This window comes from Natronolimnobius sp. AArcel1 (assembly GCF_011043775.1).
GTDB lineage: Archaea > Halobacteriota > Halobacteria > Halobacteriales > Natrialbaceae > Natronolimnobius.
This window is the reverse complement of sequence record NZ_JAAKXY010000006.1, coordinates 379,092-393,590: the sequence shown is the minus strand read 5'-3', so window position 1 is coordinate 393,590 and position 14,499 is coordinate 379,092. Positions and strand designations below refer to the sequence as shown.

The 14,499-nt window shown below is 60.1% G+C and carries 14 protein-coding genes; 10 read left to right on the top strand and 4 right to left on the bottom strand.

All coding sequences use genetic code 11. The annotated features are described in order from the left end of the window. The first annotated feature begins 75 nt into the window (after window positions 1–75). Window positions 76–438 carry a helix-turn-helix domain-containing protein gene (locus tag G6M89_RS19580; RefSeq protein ID WP_165163584.1) on the top strand — a complete coding sequence of 121 codons (363 nt, stop codon included), beginning with the start codon at window positions 76–78 and terminating at the stop codon, window positions 436–438. An 83-nt stretch (window positions 439–521) separates the two neighbouring features. Continuing rightward, window positions 522–1,178: a polysaccharide deacetylase family protein gene (locus G6M89_RS19575; protein ID WP_165163583.1), complete on the top strand. Its 657-nt coding sequence runs from the start codon at window positions 522–524 to the stop codon at window positions 1,176–1,178. A gap of 32 nt (window positions 1,179–1,210) precedes the next feature. Here G6M89_RS19575 and G6M89_RS19570 read toward each other — a convergent pair whose 3' ends face one another. Both G6M89_RS19570 and G6M89_RS19565 read right to left on the bottom strand, forming a co-directional pair. Next, window positions 1,211–1,657, bottom strand: coding sequence for a UPF0179 family protein (locus tag G6M89_RS19570; protein ID WP_165163582.1), 447 nt, complete (start codon window positions 1,655–1,657; stop codon window positions 1,211–1,213). A 25-nt stretch (window positions 1,658–1,682) separates the two neighbouring features. Continuing rightward, on the bottom strand, window positions 1,683–2,084 hold the full coding sequence (locus G6M89_RS19565; protein WP_165163581.1) for a DUF5820 family protein: 402 nt from the start codon (window positions 2,082–2,084) through the stop codon (window positions 1,683–1,685). A gap of 692 nt (window positions 2,085–2,776) precedes the next feature. On the opposite strand from G6M89_RS19565, the gene G6M89_RS19560 reads away from it, so the two are divergent. The 7 genes from G6M89_RS19560 (at window position 2,777) to G6M89_RS19530 (ending at window position 12,521) form a co-directional block, all read left to right on the top strand. Continuing rightward, a complete protein-coding gene (locus G6M89_RS19560) occupies window positions 2,777–4,849 on the top strand; it encodes a PrkA family serine protein kinase (protein WP_165163580.1) in 2,073 nt (690 codons plus the stop codon). A 17-nt stretch (window positions 4,850–4,866) separates the two neighbouring features. Continuing rightward, the gene (locus G6M89_RS19555; RefSeq protein ID WP_165163579.1) at window positions 4,867–7,152 is read left to right on the top strand and encodes a PrkA family serine protein kinase; all 2,286 of its coding nucleotides are present in this window, start codon (window positions 4,867–4,869) and stop codon (window positions 7,150–7,152) included. Further along, window positions 7,143–8,465 (top strand): DUF444 family protein, encoded by a 1,323-nt coding sequence (locus tag G6M89_RS19550; protein ID WP_165163578.1) that lies wholly within the window; start codon window positions 7,143–7,145, stop codon window positions 8,463–8,465. The genes G6M89_RS19555 and G6M89_RS19550 overlap by 10 nt, the downstream gene beginning before the upstream one ends. Beyond that, on the top strand, window positions 8,458–10,485 hold the full coding sequence (locus G6M89_RS19545; RefSeq protein WP_165163577.1) for a SpoVR family protein: 2,028 nt from the start codon (window positions 8,458–8,460) through the stop codon (window positions 10,483–10,485). Before G6M89_RS19550 ends, G6M89_RS19545 begins: the two co-directional genes overlap by 8 nt. A 76-nt stretch (window positions 10,486–10,561) precedes the next feature. Then, window positions 10,562–11,644, top strand: a complete 1,083-nt coding sequence (locus tag G6M89_RS19540) for a HEAT repeat domain-containing protein (protein WP_165163576.1) — start codon at window positions 10,562–10,564, stop codon at window positions 11,642–11,644. Between the two features lie 32 nt (window positions 11,645–11,676). Further along, window positions 11,677–12,066, top strand: a complete 390-nt coding sequence (locus G6M89_RS19535; protein WP_165163575.1) for a secondary thiamine-phosphate synthase enzyme YjbQ — start codon at window positions 11,677–11,679, stop codon at window positions 12,064–12,066. 62 nt (window positions 12,067–12,128) lie between these two features. Continuing rightward, window positions 12,129–12,521 carry a hypothetical protein gene (locus G6M89_RS19530; RefSeq protein ID WP_165163574.1) on the top strand — a complete coding sequence of 131 codons (393 nt, stop codon included), beginning with the start codon at window positions 12,129–12,131 and terminating at the stop codon, window positions 12,519–12,521. Between the two features lie 7 nt (window positions 12,522–12,528). Here the strand turns inward: G6M89_RS19530 and G6M89_RS19525 are convergent, their stop codons facing one another. Next, window positions 12,529–13,194 (bottom strand): glycerophosphodiester phosphodiesterase, encoded by a 666-nt coding sequence (locus tag G6M89_RS19525; RefSeq protein ID WP_165163573.1) that lies wholly within the window; start codon window positions 13,192–13,194, stop codon window positions 12,529–12,531. A 134-nt stretch (window positions 13,195–13,328) separates the two neighbouring features. On the opposite strand from G6M89_RS19525, the gene G6M89_RS19520 reads away from it, so the two are divergent. Further along, window positions 13,329–14,051 (top strand): SDR family oxidoreductase, encoded by a 723-nt coding sequence (locus G6M89_RS19520; protein ID WP_165163572.1) that lies wholly within the window; start codon window positions 13,329–13,331, stop codon window positions 14,049–14,051. A 24-nt stretch (window positions 14,052–14,075) separates the two neighbouring features. Here the strand turns inward: G6M89_RS19520 and G6M89_RS19515 are convergent, their stop codons facing one another. Next, entirely contained in the window at window positions 14,076–14,408 is a 333-nt protein-coding gene (locus G6M89_RS19515) for a hypothetical protein (protein WP_165163571.1), read from the bottom strand. Between the last annotated feature and the right edge of the window lie 91 nt (window positions 14,409–14,499).

Genomic DNA, 14,499 nt, shown 5'->3' with positions numbered 1-14,499 from the left:
ACTATCACTGTGATAGCTGGTTCGAAGCCGAACTGCTATACGGCGCTGTCACGTACTCCGGGGTAAGACCCGCTGATGGCATCTACACCCACCCAGACCGAGACGCGAGATGGTGACCACGAGTCAACCGCCTGCCCCGTCATCGAATCGCTCGAGCAGATCGGTTCCCAGTGGCGACTGGCAGTCCTTCACGAACTGCTCGAGGGCGAACAGCGCTTTAACGAACTCAAGCGCTCGACTGACGCGAACGCACGCACGCTCTCGCGCGTGCTCGATGACCTCGGTGAAATGGGCTTTGTCGAACGCCGACTCGAGGAAGAGTCCCCGATTGCGACCTACTACAGCCTGACAGACAAAGGGCGATCGCTCGAGCCAGTGTTCGACGAAATCGAGTGCTGGGCAGGGACGTGGCTCGACGAAGAAACGTTCGAGGCCTGAGCGGCACCGATTCCCAGCGCAATTGCACTCTGTTTTGCGGGAAACCGTCATCGACTTCGCCTAGCCCATCTGATTCACGAGTGATGACGACGGCCTATCTCACACTCGATGACGCGCCTTCGGCGACGCTCCCAGAGCTAGTGGCTCGTCTCGAGGACCGCGATGTCCCTGCACTGTTCTTCTGTGAGGGTCGCCGACTGGCTGAGTATCCGGACCACGCACAGATGGCGCTCGAGGCTGGCTTTCACCTCGGTAATCACGCCTACTCCCACAAACACGCCTCGGAGCTGTCGGTCGAGACGTTCGACGCAGAACTCGAGCGAACTGAATCGCTTCTCGAAGAGGTCTACGACGCCGCAAACGTTTGCCGCCCGGCGAAGCTATTCCGCTTCCCGTTCGGCGACAAAGGCGACGAGCACGCCACAGCGTTTCAGGACCGACTCGCGGCGGACGGCTTCGTCTCACCTGATCCCGACCTGATCGAGTACGAGTGGTACCGCACGGACCACGGCGAGGATCGAGACTGGTTCTGGACGGTCGACGTTGCGGACTGGACCGTCGACTCGCCTGCAGAACTGGATGAAAAGATCGCAGCGCGTTCTGATCGACTCGAGTCCGAGTCGGCCGATATCGTTCTGTTTCATGACGCGGGGAACACACCCGATCTGACCGCACACTTCGTTGACCGACTCCTCGAGCGCGGCCTCGAGTTCGAGGACCCACTGTCGCTTGTGGCGTGAGAATCTGGGAATCGGTTAGGACAGCAGCGGATTCAGTCGTTCACATCGAGTTCGACCAACTCGAGTGAGCGATCGAGATGACAGATTTCGTGTGGCGGGTCGCCCAGAATTTGCTGAATGCGGTACTCCTCGTCGAAGTCGGTACCCGCAGGTTCACAGAACTCGTGGCTTGGGCATTCGACGTACGGGCAGGACCCCTGCAGACTCGCCTTGCTGCCAGCGTAGGCACCCTGTGCGGGGACGTTCGCACGAATAGAGACGGGTTCGACCTCGACAGCACGGACGCCTTCGTCGTGCATTGCACACTCCAGCGTCTGGGCGTTTTCCCGAACAGCCGTGACGCGATAGGTCGTCTCAGGTGAGAGATTCAGACATTGGCTTCGGTAGGGACAGCCGGCACAGCCGTCGGCTTCCCCCTGATAGACGAACTCGGTGCCCGACTCGGCCAGTCGGGTGCCGACGAGCGTCACAGTTGACATGATCACTCGTACTCGCTACGCAGGGTTAAGCCTCACGTCCCGTGAGTTCATCGAGGCGCTCGAAGTATTCCTCGCGAGGGACCTGATACAGCCCGCGATAATCGATCTCGCCATTATCGAACGCCTGTGCCAACTCGAGTGCACACTCGAGTGCACACTCTCGCGTCGGGAATCGATTGGTCTCGTTCAGCGAGACATCGGGCTCGAGATAGAAAGTGACGTACCAGTCGGCGGTGCCGTCGGTGCTGGTCGGATTCTGGCCGGGGCGTCGGGTCCGTTTGCCGTGTGTGAGATACAGTGTCGGGAGACAGGCAGCCGGGAACGCATCACCGTTGAAGACGTCCGGCCGGTATGCGAGAACAAGCCGACCGTCGTCGCCATCCGACCAGACGGTCCAGGTATCGGGAAGCGCCTCGAGCGTGGGCATACCCTCCGTTAGACTCGAGTTGGCTAAATTCCCGCGATCTGCGGGCGATCCCAGCGAGAGCGAAAACGAGACGTGACCATCCCGTTCTCACAAACTGCGACGATACTCGAGCTATATGCCCAGTGACGTGTGGTATCTAGTGACGTTCGCGATTGCGTGACTATTCGCGCGTGAACTGACGGTGCCATCGCAGGGCTGTCATTTAACCCATATCCGGCCAACCATGAGGCGCGATACCACATGACTGTGTTCAGTACTGGCAACATATGCATGGAAAATACTCCTGGCAAATACCTTTTGTGGCAAACATTAAGTAGCTGGATTACTCACTCATTAAATACTATCGGTATCCGATTACCGGGCCGATCCACTCTGCGTCCGTCCCCGGCGCACGTTGTGACTGACCATCGACAGGGTCGTCTCGCAACGTCGAGTGGTGATCGCTCACACATGACATGCAAATGCGCTGGCGCCCGCCGTGGGTCACACCCTGTGCGAGCGACGCACGGACACAACGACGACCGCGACCACACGGTGCCCAGATCGATTCACCCCCACTCGAGACCAGTGGTCACGGCTGACGGATTCGTCGACGGCGCACGTGCTGTCCTACAATGGCCCCGCGCGATCACAGACACGACTAACACGAACACAAGCACCCAGCGGGGGACCCGAACCCACCCAGTGATACAATGACCGGTGACATCGAAACACTCGAGCAGCTTAGTACGGCGTACAAAGAATCGATGCCCGCAGACCTGCGGGAAACCAAGTCCTTCGACTGGTACTTAGAGGCGTGCTACGAGGACCCGAAAATCGCCCGCAACGCCCACCAGCGCGTCGCGGACATGTTCGACCACTACGGGACGACCTACGACGAAACTGAAGGCATGGTCGAGTACCTGCTGGCGAGCGAGGATCCGCTTAACGACGGCGAGAACACCTTCTATGGAAAGGTTATCCACCAGTCGATCCACGAGTTTGTCAACAAAGTCAAATCCGGTGCACGCCGTCTCGGACCCGAACGGCGGATCAAGCTCTTGCTTGGTCCCGTTGGCTCCGGGAAGTCCCACTTCGACAAACAGGTTCGCCAGTACTTCGAGGATTACACACTTCGCGACGAAGGGCGGATGTACACGTTCGAGTGGACGAACCTCTGTGACGTCATCAAAGATCAGGACCCCGCTGATGACACCGTCCGCTCGCCAATGAATCAGGACCCCCTGGTCTTGCTCCCGCGAGAACAGCGCCAGTCGGTGATCGACGACCTGAACGAGCGCCTAGACGCCCCCTACACCATCCAGAACGAGCAGGCACTCGACCCCGAAAGCGAGTTCTACATGGACCGGTTGCTCGCGTACTACGATGACGACCTCCAACAGGTCCTCGAGAATCACGTTGAGATCGTCCGCTTTATCGCCGACGAGAACAAGCGCCAGGGCCTCGAGACGTTCGAGCCGAAAGACAAGAAGAACCAGGACGAGACCGAACTCACCGGCGACGTCAACTACTCGAAAATCGCCGTCTACGGCGAGTCTGACCCGCGTGCGTTTGACTACTCGGGGGCGTTCTGTAACGCGAACCGCGGCATCTTCTCCGGCGAGGAACTGCTAAAACTCCAGCGAGAGTTCCTCTATGACTTCCTGCACGCCACGCAGGAACAGACGATCAAGCCGAAGAACAACCCGCGAATCGACATCGACCAGGTGATCGTCGGCCGGACGAACATGCCCGAGTACAAGGACAAAAAGGGCGACGAGAAGATGGAAGCGTTCAACGATAGGACGAAACGGATCGACTTCCCTTACGTCCTTTCCTACGAGGATGAGGCCGAAATCTACTGGAAGATGCTCACCAACGCCGACGTGCCCGACATCAACGTCGAGCCCCACACCCTCGAGATGGCCGGACTGTTCGGCGTCCTCACCCGAATCGAGGAACCCGACGCAGAAACCGTCGATCTGCTCTCGAAGGCAAAGGCGTACAACGGCGAAATCGACGAAGGCGACGACGTCGACGTGAAGAAACTCCGCGAGGAAGCGGAAGGCAAAGCCGAGATCGGCGAGGGGATGGTCGGCGTCTCGCCACGGTTCATCGGCGACGAAATCGCCGAGGCGATTATGGACTCGAAACACCGCTCTCGAGGCTTCCTCTCGCCGCTAACGGTGTTTAACTTCTTTGAGGAGAACTTAGAGCATCACGGCTCGATTCCGGAGGACAACTTCGAGAAGTACTACCGCTACCTCGAGGTCGTCCGCGAGGAGTACAAAGAGCGCGCCATCGAGGACGTGCGCCACGCACTCGCCTACGATCTGGACGAAATCCAGCGCCAGGGCGAGAAGTACATGGACCACGTGATGGCCTACATCGACGACGACACCATCGAAGACGAATTGACTGGGCGCGAGCAAGAACCCGACGAGACGTTCCTCCGGTCGGTCGAGGAGAAACTCGACATTCCAGAAGACCGCAAGGAGGACTTCCGCCAGGAAGTGAGCAACTGGGTTTCCCGCCGGGCCCGCGAGGGCGAGGCGTTCAACCCGCAGGACAACGAGCGCCTGCGCCGTGCACTCGAGCGCAAACTCTGGGAGGACAAGAAACACAACATCAACTTCTCGGCGCTGGTGTCGGCAAACGAGTTCGACGACGACGAGCGCTCTGCCTGGATCGACGCGCTGATCGAACAGGGCTACTCCGAAGGCGGCGCAAGGGAGGTGCTCGAGTTTGCTGGCGCAGAGGTCGCCAAAGCGGAGATCGACGACTAATATGAGTGTGACCTAATATGACTGGCGACGACTACGTCACTGAGGCCGACCGCGAACTCGAGGCGACCTACGAGGAGCCGATGAGCCTTGCGGCGTACGTCGACCGGCTCTTCGAGAACCCGACGATAGCCTCCCACGCCTCGAAGTACTTGCTCGAGGCAATCGAAGCCGCTGGCACGCGCACGGTCGTCGAAGAAGGCGAAGAGAACGAACGCTACCGCTTCTTCGACGATCCGCACAACGACGGCGAGCACGCAATCTTGGGCAACACCGAGGTGTTGAACGGGTTCGTCGATGACCTTCGATCAATCGCCGCGGGCCGGGCGAAAGACGAGAAGATCATCTGGTTCGAAGGGCCAACGGCGACGGGCAAATCCGAACTCAAGCGCTGTCTGGTCAACGGCCTGCGCGAGTACTCCAAAACGCCCGAAGGCCGCCGATACACGGTCGAGTGGAACGTCACGACCGCCGAGGCCGACGACCGCGGCCTGAGCTATGGCAGCGATCCGACCGCGGGTGACGACCGAAACTGGTACGAAAGCCCGGTTCAGGCCCACCCGCTGTCGGTATTCCCCGAAGATGTCCGCGCGCAACTGCTCGCAGATCTCAACGAGGAACTCGAGGACCACGTTCCAGTCCAGGTCGATTCCGAACTCGATCCGTTCTCACGGGAGGCATACGACTATCTCGAGGAACAGTACCGCCGAAACGGCGAGGAGGAACTGTTCTCGGCGATTGCCGACGAGAGCCACCTGCGCGTGAAAAATTACGTCGTCGATGTTGGCCAGGGCGTCGGCGTCCTCCACAGCGAGGACGACGGCCAGCCCAAGGAGCGACTCGTCGGCTCGTGGATGCACGGGATGCTTCAGGAGTTAGATTCACGCGGGCGCAAGAACCCGCAGGCGTTCAGTTACGACGGCGTGCTCTCGCAGGGCAACGGTGTCCTCACCATCGTTGAGGACGCAGCCCAGCACGCCGATCTCCTGCAGAAGCTGCTGAACGTCCCCGACGAGCAGTCCGTGAAGTTGGACAAGGGAATCGGGATGGACGTCGACACGCAGATGCTGATCATCTCGAATCCCGACCTCGAGGCCCAACTCAACCAGCACGCCGACCGGAACGGGATGGACCCGCTCAAGGCACTCAAGCGCCGCCTCGATAAGCACCAGTTTGGCTACCTGACGAACCTGAGCCTCGAGTCCGAACTCATTCGCCGCGAACTGACGAACGAGACGGCCGTCTGGGAGGCCGATACGTACGACGAACTCGAGGAGCGCATCCGTTCGCCGGTGACGGTGACGCTCAAGGATCAGGCGGGTGAGACGCGAACGGAGGAGTTCGCACCGCACGCACTCGAGGCGGCGGCGCTGTATGCGGTCGTCACGCGACTGGACGAGGAGAATCTGCCGAACGGCCTCGATCTGGTAGATAAGGCGTTGATCTACGATCAGGGCTACCTACAGGAAGGCGATACGCGTCGGGAGAAAGACGAGTTCGACTTCAATGACGACGGTGCAGACGGCGACCACGGTATTCCGGTGACCTACACTCGCGATACGCTCGCAGAACTCCTGCAGACGGACCGGGATCGTCACCACGCCGAGTTAGCCGTCGACGATGTCGTCATGCCGCGTGACGTACTGAACACGATGGCAGAGGGGCTGAGCGATGCACCAGTGTTTTCGACCGGCGAGCGCTCGGAGTTCGAAAATCGCGTCGTGCCGGTGAAAAACTACATCTACGACCGCCAGGAGTCGGATGTAATCGAGGCGATCATGCACGACAAACGCGTCGACGAAGAGACCGTCGGCGAGTACGTCGAACACGTCTACGCGTGGGAGACCGACGAACCGCTGTACAATGACCGCGGCGAGGAGGTCGACCCCGATCCGCTGAAGATGAAACTCTTCGAGGTCGAACATCTCGGGCGGTTCTCCGAGGAAGAGTACGAGGGGAACCTCCCTCGCGAGAGCGTCCGAAACTTCCGCCGCGAGAAGGTGATCACCTCCTTGAATCGCCACGCCTGGGAACACCGCGACGAAGACTTCGCCGTCGGCAACGTCGATCTGACTGCGATTCCAGTCATCAAGAGCGTCCTCGAGAGCCACGACTGGGACGACGTTCGGCGGACCTTCGAGGACTTCGACCCGCGCCAGTGGGATGACCCACCGAGCGGGACGGAGACGGAGACGGTCAAGGAGAACACAATCCAGAACATGGTCGCGGAGTTCGACTACTCGGCGGCCTCGGCCGAACTGACCAGCAGACACGTTATGGGACAGGTGAGCTACCGATGGGACTGAGAGATGACCTCGAGCGATTCCGTGAAGTGGGCGAACAGCGCCGTGAGGATCTGGCAGAGTTCATCCAGTACGGCGAACTCGGCGGGAGCGGCCCCGGCCAAATCAACGTGCCGGTCAAAATCGTCTCGCTCCCCGAGTTCGCGTACGATCAGCGCGATCAGGGCGGCGTCGGCCAGGGCGACGGTGGCACACCCCAGCCCGGCCAGCCGGTTGGCCAACCACAGCCACAGCCAGGCGATGGCGACGAAGACGGCGAACCCGGCGAGGAAGGCGGCGAGCACGAGTACTACGAGATGGACCCCGAGGAGTTCGCCGAGGAGTTAGACGAAGAACTCGGCTTAGACCTCGAGCCAAAGGGCAAGAAGGTCATCGAAGAGAAAGAAGGCCCCTTCACCGATATGACGCGGACGGGCCCCGACAGCACGCTCGACTTCGAGCGGATGTTCAAGGAGGGACTCAAGCGAAAGCTCGCGATGGATTTCGACGAGGACTTCCTGCGCGAACTGTGCAAAGTCGAGGGCATTTCCCCGCGTGAGGTCTTCGAGTGGGCTCGAGGCGAGAATCTGCCGGTGTCGATGGCCTGGGTCGAAGAGGCCTACCACGAGGTAGCCGACGAGCGCGGGACTTGGGAGTCCATCGAGGCGGTCGAACAGAACGTCGAACGCGAGTCCGTTCAGGAACAGATTCGCCGCGAAGGGATCAAACAGATCCCGTTCCGCCGCGAGGACGAACGCTACCGCCACCCCGAGATCATCGAGGAAAAAGAGAAGAACGTCGTCGTCGTCAACATCCGCGACGTCTCCGGGTCGATGCGCGAAAAGAAGCGTGAACTCGTCGAGCGGACGTTCACCCCGCTCGATTGGTACCTGCAGGGCAAGTACGACAACGCCGAGTTCATCTACATCGCCCACGATGCAGATGCCTGGCAGGTCGAACGCGACGACTTCTTCGGCATCCGCTCAGGCGGCGGGACAAAAATCTCGAGTGCGTACGAACTGGCTGCCGAGTTGTTAGAGGAGTACCCCTGGAGCGACTGGAACCGCTACGTGTTCGCGGCAGGTGACTCGGAGAACTCGAGTAACGACACCGAACAGCGCGTGATTCCGATGATGGAGGAGATTCCGGCGAACCTCCACGCTTACGTAGAGACCCAGCCAAGCGGGAACGCGATCAACGCGACCCACGCCGAGGAACTCGAGCGCCATTTCGGCATCGACGACGACGATGTCGCGGTGGCGTACGTCAACAACGAGGCAGACGTGACGGACGCAATCTACCGGATTCTCTCGACGGAGAGTGATGACAATGAGTAAACGCAACTCGAATGCGGACCGATTCCGCAAACAGGCAATCGCCAGCGACTTAGAGGAGCCGGTTTCGGAGGCTCGCAATCTCGCACAGAAACTCGGCTTAGAGCCGTATCCGGTCAAGTACTGGATCATCGACTACGACGAGATGAACGAACTCATCGCCTACGGCGGCTTCCAGACTCGCTACCCACACTGGCGATGGGGGATGCAGTACGACAAACAGCGCAAGCAAGGCCAGTACGGCGGCGGGAAAGCGTTCGAAATCGTCAACAATGACAACCCAGCCCATGCCTTCTTACAGGAGTCGAACACCCTGGCCGACCAGAAGGCCGTCATCACACACGTCGAGGCCCACTCTGACTTCTTCGCGAAAAACGAGTGGTTCGGCCTCTTTACGGGTGGGCAAGCCGACGAGGAACAGGTCAACGCCGCCGCCATGCTCGAGCGCCACGCTCGCGCTATCGACGGCTACATGTCCGACCCGGAGATCGACCGTGCCGAGGTCGAAAAATGGATCGACCACTGCCTGAGTCTCGAGGACAACATCGACCAGCATCGAGTTTTCCAGCGCCGGCTGGCGGTCGACGGCACAGCCGAGGAGCTAGACGACGACCTCGCGGCCAAACTGGACGAACTCGATCTCTCCGACGAGATCAAAGGCGAGGTGTTCGACGACGAGTGGCTCGAGCAACTCGAGGGCGAGGAGGAAGGCGTCACCTTCCCAGACGTTCCGGAAAAGGACCTGCTGTCGTTCGTTCGCGAGCACGGCAAGCAGTACGACGACGAGCGCGAGCGTGCCGTCGAGATGACGGAGTGGCAACGCGACGTCCTCGATATGATGCGCGCGGAGGCGTACTACTTCGCGGCCCAGAAGATGACGAAGGTGATGAACGAGGGCTGGGCAGCCTACTGGGAGTCGACGATGATGACCGATGAGGGCTTCGCCGGCGACGACGAGTTCATGAACTACGCCGATCACATGGCGAAAGTCCTCGCCTCCGGCGGCCTGAATCCGTACAGCCTCGGCATGGAGCTCTGGGAGTATGTCGAAAACACCACCAACCGCCGGGAAGTCCTCGAGCGACTGCTTCGCGTCGAGGGCATCTCCTGGCGCAACCTCACAGATGTCGTCGACTTCGATGACGTACTCGCTGCGCTTGAGCCACCGACTGCACTCGAGTCGATTTCGTCTGACACGCTCGCAGACCTCACGTCCCTTCCCGAGGAGTGGGTTGACCACGAGGCACTCGAGCGCGCTCGCGCGAGCGAGATCGATGTCGATCAGTACCCCTGGAAGGTTCTAACTCAGGAGGGACTCGCGCGGCGACACTACTCGCTGGTACAGCGCCAGAATCGTGGCTTCCTCTCGCGGGTCAGTCAGAACGAACTCGAGCGAATCGGGCGCTATCTGTTCGACGACGCCCGCTACGGCAGCGTCGAGGACGCACTCGAGGATGTCGACTTTGGGGCGGGTTGGGATCGGATGTACGACGTCCGGGAGAGCCACAACGACGTAACCTTCCTCGATGAGTTCCTGACTGAGGAGTTCATCACCGAGAACAACTACTTCACCTACGAGCACTCGAAGGCGACAGGGCAGTTCCACGTCGCAAGCGATGCCGCCGAAGACGTCAAAAAGAAGCTGCTCTTGCAGTTTACCAACTTCGGGAAGCCGACGATTGCGGTCTATGATGGTAACTACAACAACGCCAACGAACTCCTGTTGGGCCATCAGTACAACGGCGTTATGCTCGATCTCGGGCAGGCTCGAGAGACGATCAAGCGCATCTTCGAACTCTGGGGGCGTCCGGTCAATCTCCTCACGATTGTCACCGAAGTCGACGAACACGACATCGAGGTTGCAAAGCGACGCAATCGCGAACCCGAAGCGAGAGAGCAAGGAAAGTTGCTGCGCTACGACGGACGGGAGGTCCGTATCGAAGATGTGCCGTGGGAAGAGGTCGAACATCTCGAGGCAGACGACGTCGACTACGACACGAAACCCGACGACTGGCTCGCGTAGGCAGACTTTCCGTTCGGCCACCGTGAATTAAACTGACGGAAGACTTTTACGGTAGATCACACATGGAGCGGATAGCATGGATGGGGATGGGTATGGGGGCAGCGACGACGACCAAGTCGAGCGCGATTCGGCGCCGTTCGAGTTGCCCGCGATTCTTGCACAACTCGATGATCACACACCGGAGACACAACACGCAGCCGTTCGAACGATTCGAAGACACGTCGATACATACCCCGAACGCTGTATACCGACCGTTCCGAAACTGCGGACGCTTCTCGACCGACCGTCGCTCGAGTTCCACGACGAGATTGCGTACTGTCTCGCCGAACTCGCAGACGAATCACCACCTGACGTTGCGCCGTCGGCTGACCAGATCCTCGCGTTCGTCACGAATCAGCCGTCACATCCGGCGACAGCAGACCTCTGTCGCTGTCTCGCCTCTATTGCCGATGACCGCCCTGGTGCGCTCGTCGAACAGATTGAACTGCTCACGGCTGCCATTGCCGATCGCCCGGTCATAGACGGGTGGGGCATCCAGATAGTGAGCCACCTATCAACGGCGTATCCGACCGAACTCGAGCCTGCCGTTCCGGTCCTGGTTGACGCACTCGAGCCAGATCCTACGGAACACGGCGTCGAAGTGTTTGCTGCGCTCGGGCGAATCGCCCGTACCGGCACGACGCTGCAGACGGACGAGTTCGTCGCCGCCGCCGCCTCACTGGCCACTCATGAGAACGACTCGCTACGAACCAACGCCATCGGCTGCCTTGCAGACGTAGCGCGCCACCACCCCGCAACGGTCGAAGGCGTCTGTCCCGACCTCACGCCCGCCCTCGAGAGCGAGTATCCACAAACCCGAGCGAACGCTGCGACGACGATTGCACGCGTCGCTGCCGGTGTTGATGCCGACACTGCGACCTCACCGATCAGCGACCAACTCGTTTCCTTGCTCGAGGATGAGCACACGTCAGTCCGGTTGAACGCCTGTCTCGCGGTTGGATACGGCCGTATTGAAGCCGCGCGGGAGCAACTCGGTGCACTCGAGCACCGCGACCCAGACCGGGGCGTCCGAGAGCGAGCCGCCTGGGCGCGTGCACAACTTCCGACGGCGAATCAAGCGACGGACGACGGGAGTCACTCGAGACAGTCGCCACCGTAACGTAGTCTGTCCTGGCTCACGTTGATCCGAGTATGGCGTTTTCTGTCGAAACAGATGCCCGACTCACGAGCGTCGATATCACCGACCAGCTTGCAGCGGCCATTCCCAATGATCTCTCAACTGGGATCGCGACTGCGTTCGTCGAGCACACGACGGCTGGACTCATCGTTCAGGAAAACGAATCACGCCTTAGAGGCGATCTCGAGGGCTTTTTTGATGACCTCGTTCCGGACGACGGCCACGCTCATGACCAGTTAGATGGCAACGCCGATTCACACCTGCGCGCGGCGCTTGTCGGCCCGGACGTCACGATTCCCGTTCGCGACGGTGATCTCGCGCTCGGAACCTGGCAGTCTGTGTTCGTCCTCGAGTGTGATGGCCCACGGACGCGGACGGTGTCGGTGACGACGGTTGGTAAGTGAACTGCTAGGAAGACAACCTGTCTCAGAGAAAATATTTATTGGTTGAACTCACAGGCGAGTGTATGGGCACGCCTCAAGCCAGTGTGTCGTCTCACTCAGGGGGGCGATCACGACCGATTGGGATCTCACTCATCTGCGTACTCGGCGTCCTCATTTCGATACTGCTCGTTCTCATATCGTTCCGCGTGCTTCGCATGGGCGACACTGAGACTGTGTTGCTGTACCTGTTTGTTGCACTGCTGTATCTGGTCGTTGCCTACGGACTGTGGACTGGCCAACTGTGGGCATGGGTCGTGACACTGTTCATTTTCGGCATTGACGCTGTCTTCGATATCGCTCAGGACGAGATTGGTGGGCTGCTCATCAGCGTGATATTCATTATCTATCTCTATCACGCTCGAGCGTACTACCTATCGCCCGAGCCAGATGCCGGAACTGGTTCATCCCCCAAGTAGCGCTACCTTACACGCGAAGCGGCCGATCCGCCGACACGCAATCGACACCGCGCAACTCGAGTATCTTCGCCAGGAGCCAGCGCTCGAGTGACCACGCGTGAACCTCGAGATCGACGGCTTTCGCCCGCGGGACGAGCTGTGTGGTGAGACACCGCGCGTAGTTCGCGCCGATCACGTCGCAGTCGAGTTCGATGGCGGTCGTGACCGGTGTTTCGAGGCGACGGCTGACGAGCAGTCCAGATGGCTGATCCGGCTCGAGTTCGCGGATCGTCCGCAGTTCCGACAGGAGAAACGAGGTCGTGACGATTCGGTTGTCAACATCCGCGGCAGCGATCGTCTCGAGGACATCTGCTGCGATTCCCTCGGCTTTCATCTCGAGGTTGACCTCAATGTCCGGCGGCAACGCGGCGAGCATCTCCTCGAGCGTCGGAATTTGTTCGTCCGACTCGAGGATTGTGTGTGTTTTGAGTTCCGTGAGGCTGAGGTCGGCGACGGTGCCGTTCGTGCCGGTGACGCGGTCGATTGTGTCGTCGTGGATAACGACGAGTTCGCCCGAGCCACAGCGTCGGACGTCGAACTCGACGGCATCGGCGTGGTCGGCGGCCGACTGTACGGCGGCAATCGTATTCTCCGGCGCCGTCGCAGCGAATCCACGATGGGCGATCAGTCGCATTCGCCGATACTAATGGGCTGGGAGCCAATATACTCCCGGTTCATGGCCGGTGGTCATTCGACTGGACCGGACGCCAACCAGTGCAGGCGCGCTCGCCCCCGTAATTAATCTCCCTGGATGTGGCAGGAGAGTCTATGTCACCACAGCGTTCGATTACGGTCGACTTCGAGGACACTGTTGCCATCATTACGGGTGCAAGCGGTGCACTCGGCAGCGCCGCCGTGGATCAATTTCGCGAGGCCGGCGCGACAGTCTGTGCCGTCGATGTCGTCGCTCCCGATGACGAAGACAGCCACCTCGAGCCAGCCGATGGCGTCCAGTTCTACGAAACAGACCTGACCGACGAGAGCGCGGTTGAATCCCTCATTGAGTCGGTTCTCGACGACCACGGACGAATCGATCACCTGCTGAACATCGCCGGCACCTGGCGCGGCGGTGACCACATCGAAGAGACCGACCTCGAGTCGTTCGAGTTTCTGGTCGACATCAATCTGAAGACGGCATTTCTCACCTCCAAACACGCGCTCCCAGCATTACAGGAGACCGACGGAGCAATTGTCAGCGTCAGTGCACGCTCGTCGCTCGAGGGTGGTGAGGGCGACGGCCCCTACCGGATCACGAAAGCCGGTATCCGACTGTTGATGGAGACGATTGCCGAGGAGAATCAGGGAACGGTTCGAGCGAACTCAGTAATGCCGAGCGTGATCGACACACCGATGAACCGCGAGATGATGCCGGATTCGGATCACGAGTCGTGGGTCGAACCCGCCGAAATCGCTGCGGTAATGGCGTTTCTCTGTAGCGACGCCGCGGCGGTTACAAGCGGGGCAGCGGTTCCAGTCTACGGTGAGGCGTGAGTTCGGGCCGAGAGTGGACTGTCCTTACCGTTCAACCGTTTTCGACCGAATTTCGTCGCCATCCCGCCACTGATAGTACCAGTACTCGCTCCCGGCAATCTCCGTGACGCTCACACTCGCTCGCTCAGGCACGCCCGGCGGAACCGTCTCGGGACCCACAGCCACCTGTTCGCTCGAGTCCGCTGTCGGTTCCGCCTCTCCGTCTTCGTCCTGGCGGTCGAGCCAGCCCTCGAGTTGCGTTGCATGTGTCGCGACTGCCCGAAGTTGGGCTGGCTCCTCGACTGCGAGTTCTACAAGTAACTCGCGAAGTGGTTCCTCGAGCGTTGGCGGCGGCGCTGGTCGATCGGTATCCGTCATCGTCCGATACGTTCGGTCCAGAAAGGAAACGTTTCACGGACTACATCGACACCGTCCGTGACCTGTAACTGACAGTAAACAACGAGACTGG

Coding starts and splice junctions, on each gene's coding strand:
- G6M89_RS19580 (WP_165163584.1), top strand. CDS start 76: ATGGCATCTACACCCACCCAGACCGAGACGCGAGATGGTGACCACGAG.
- G6M89_RS19575 (WP_165163583.1), top strand. CDS start 522: ATGACGACGGCCTATCTCACACTCGATGACGCGCCTTCGGCGACGCTC.
- G6M89_RS19570 (WP_165163582.1), bottom strand. CDS start 1,657: ATGTCAACTGTGACGCTCGTCGGCACCCGACTGGCCGAGTCGGGCACC.
- G6M89_RS19565 (WP_165163581.1), bottom strand. CDS start 2,084: ATGCCCACGCTCGAGGCGCTTCCCGATACCTGGACCGTCTGGTCGGAT.
- G6M89_RS19560 (WP_165163580.1), top strand. CDS start 2,777: ATGACCGGTGACATCGAAACACTCGAGCAGCTTAGTACGGCGTACAAA.
- G6M89_RS19555 (WP_165163579.1), top strand. CDS start 4,867: ATGACTGGCGACGACTACGTCACTGAGGCCGACCGCGAACTCGAGGCG.
- G6M89_RS19550 (WP_165163578.1), top strand. CDS start 7,143: ATGGGACTGAGAGATGACCTCGAGCGATTCCGTGAAGTGGGCGAACAG.
- G6M89_RS19545 (WP_165163577.1), top strand. CDS start 8,458: ATGAGTAAACGCAACTCGAATGCGGACCGATTCCGCAAACAGGCAATC.
- G6M89_RS19540 (WP_165163576.1), top strand. CDS start 10,562: ATGGATGGGGATGGGTATGGGGGCAGCGACGACGACCAAGTCGAGCGC.
- G6M89_RS19535 (WP_165163575.1), top strand. CDS start 11,677: ATGGCGTTTTCTGTCGAAACAGATGCCCGACTCACGAGCGTCGATATC.
- G6M89_RS19530 (WP_165163574.1), top strand. CDS start 12,129: ATGGGCACGCCTCAAGCCAGTGTGTCGTCTCACTCAGGGGGGCGATCA.
- G6M89_RS19525 (WP_165163573.1), bottom strand. CDS start 13,194: ATGCGACTGATCGCCCATCGTGGATTCGCTGCGACGGCGCCGGAGAAT.
- G6M89_RS19520 (WP_165163572.1), top strand. CDS start 13,329: ATGTCACCACAGCGTTCGATTACGGTCGACTTCGAGGACACTGTTGCC.
- G6M89_RS19515 (WP_165163571.1), bottom strand. CDS start 14,408: ATGACGGATACCGATCGACCAGCGCCGCCGCCAACGCTCGAGGAACCA.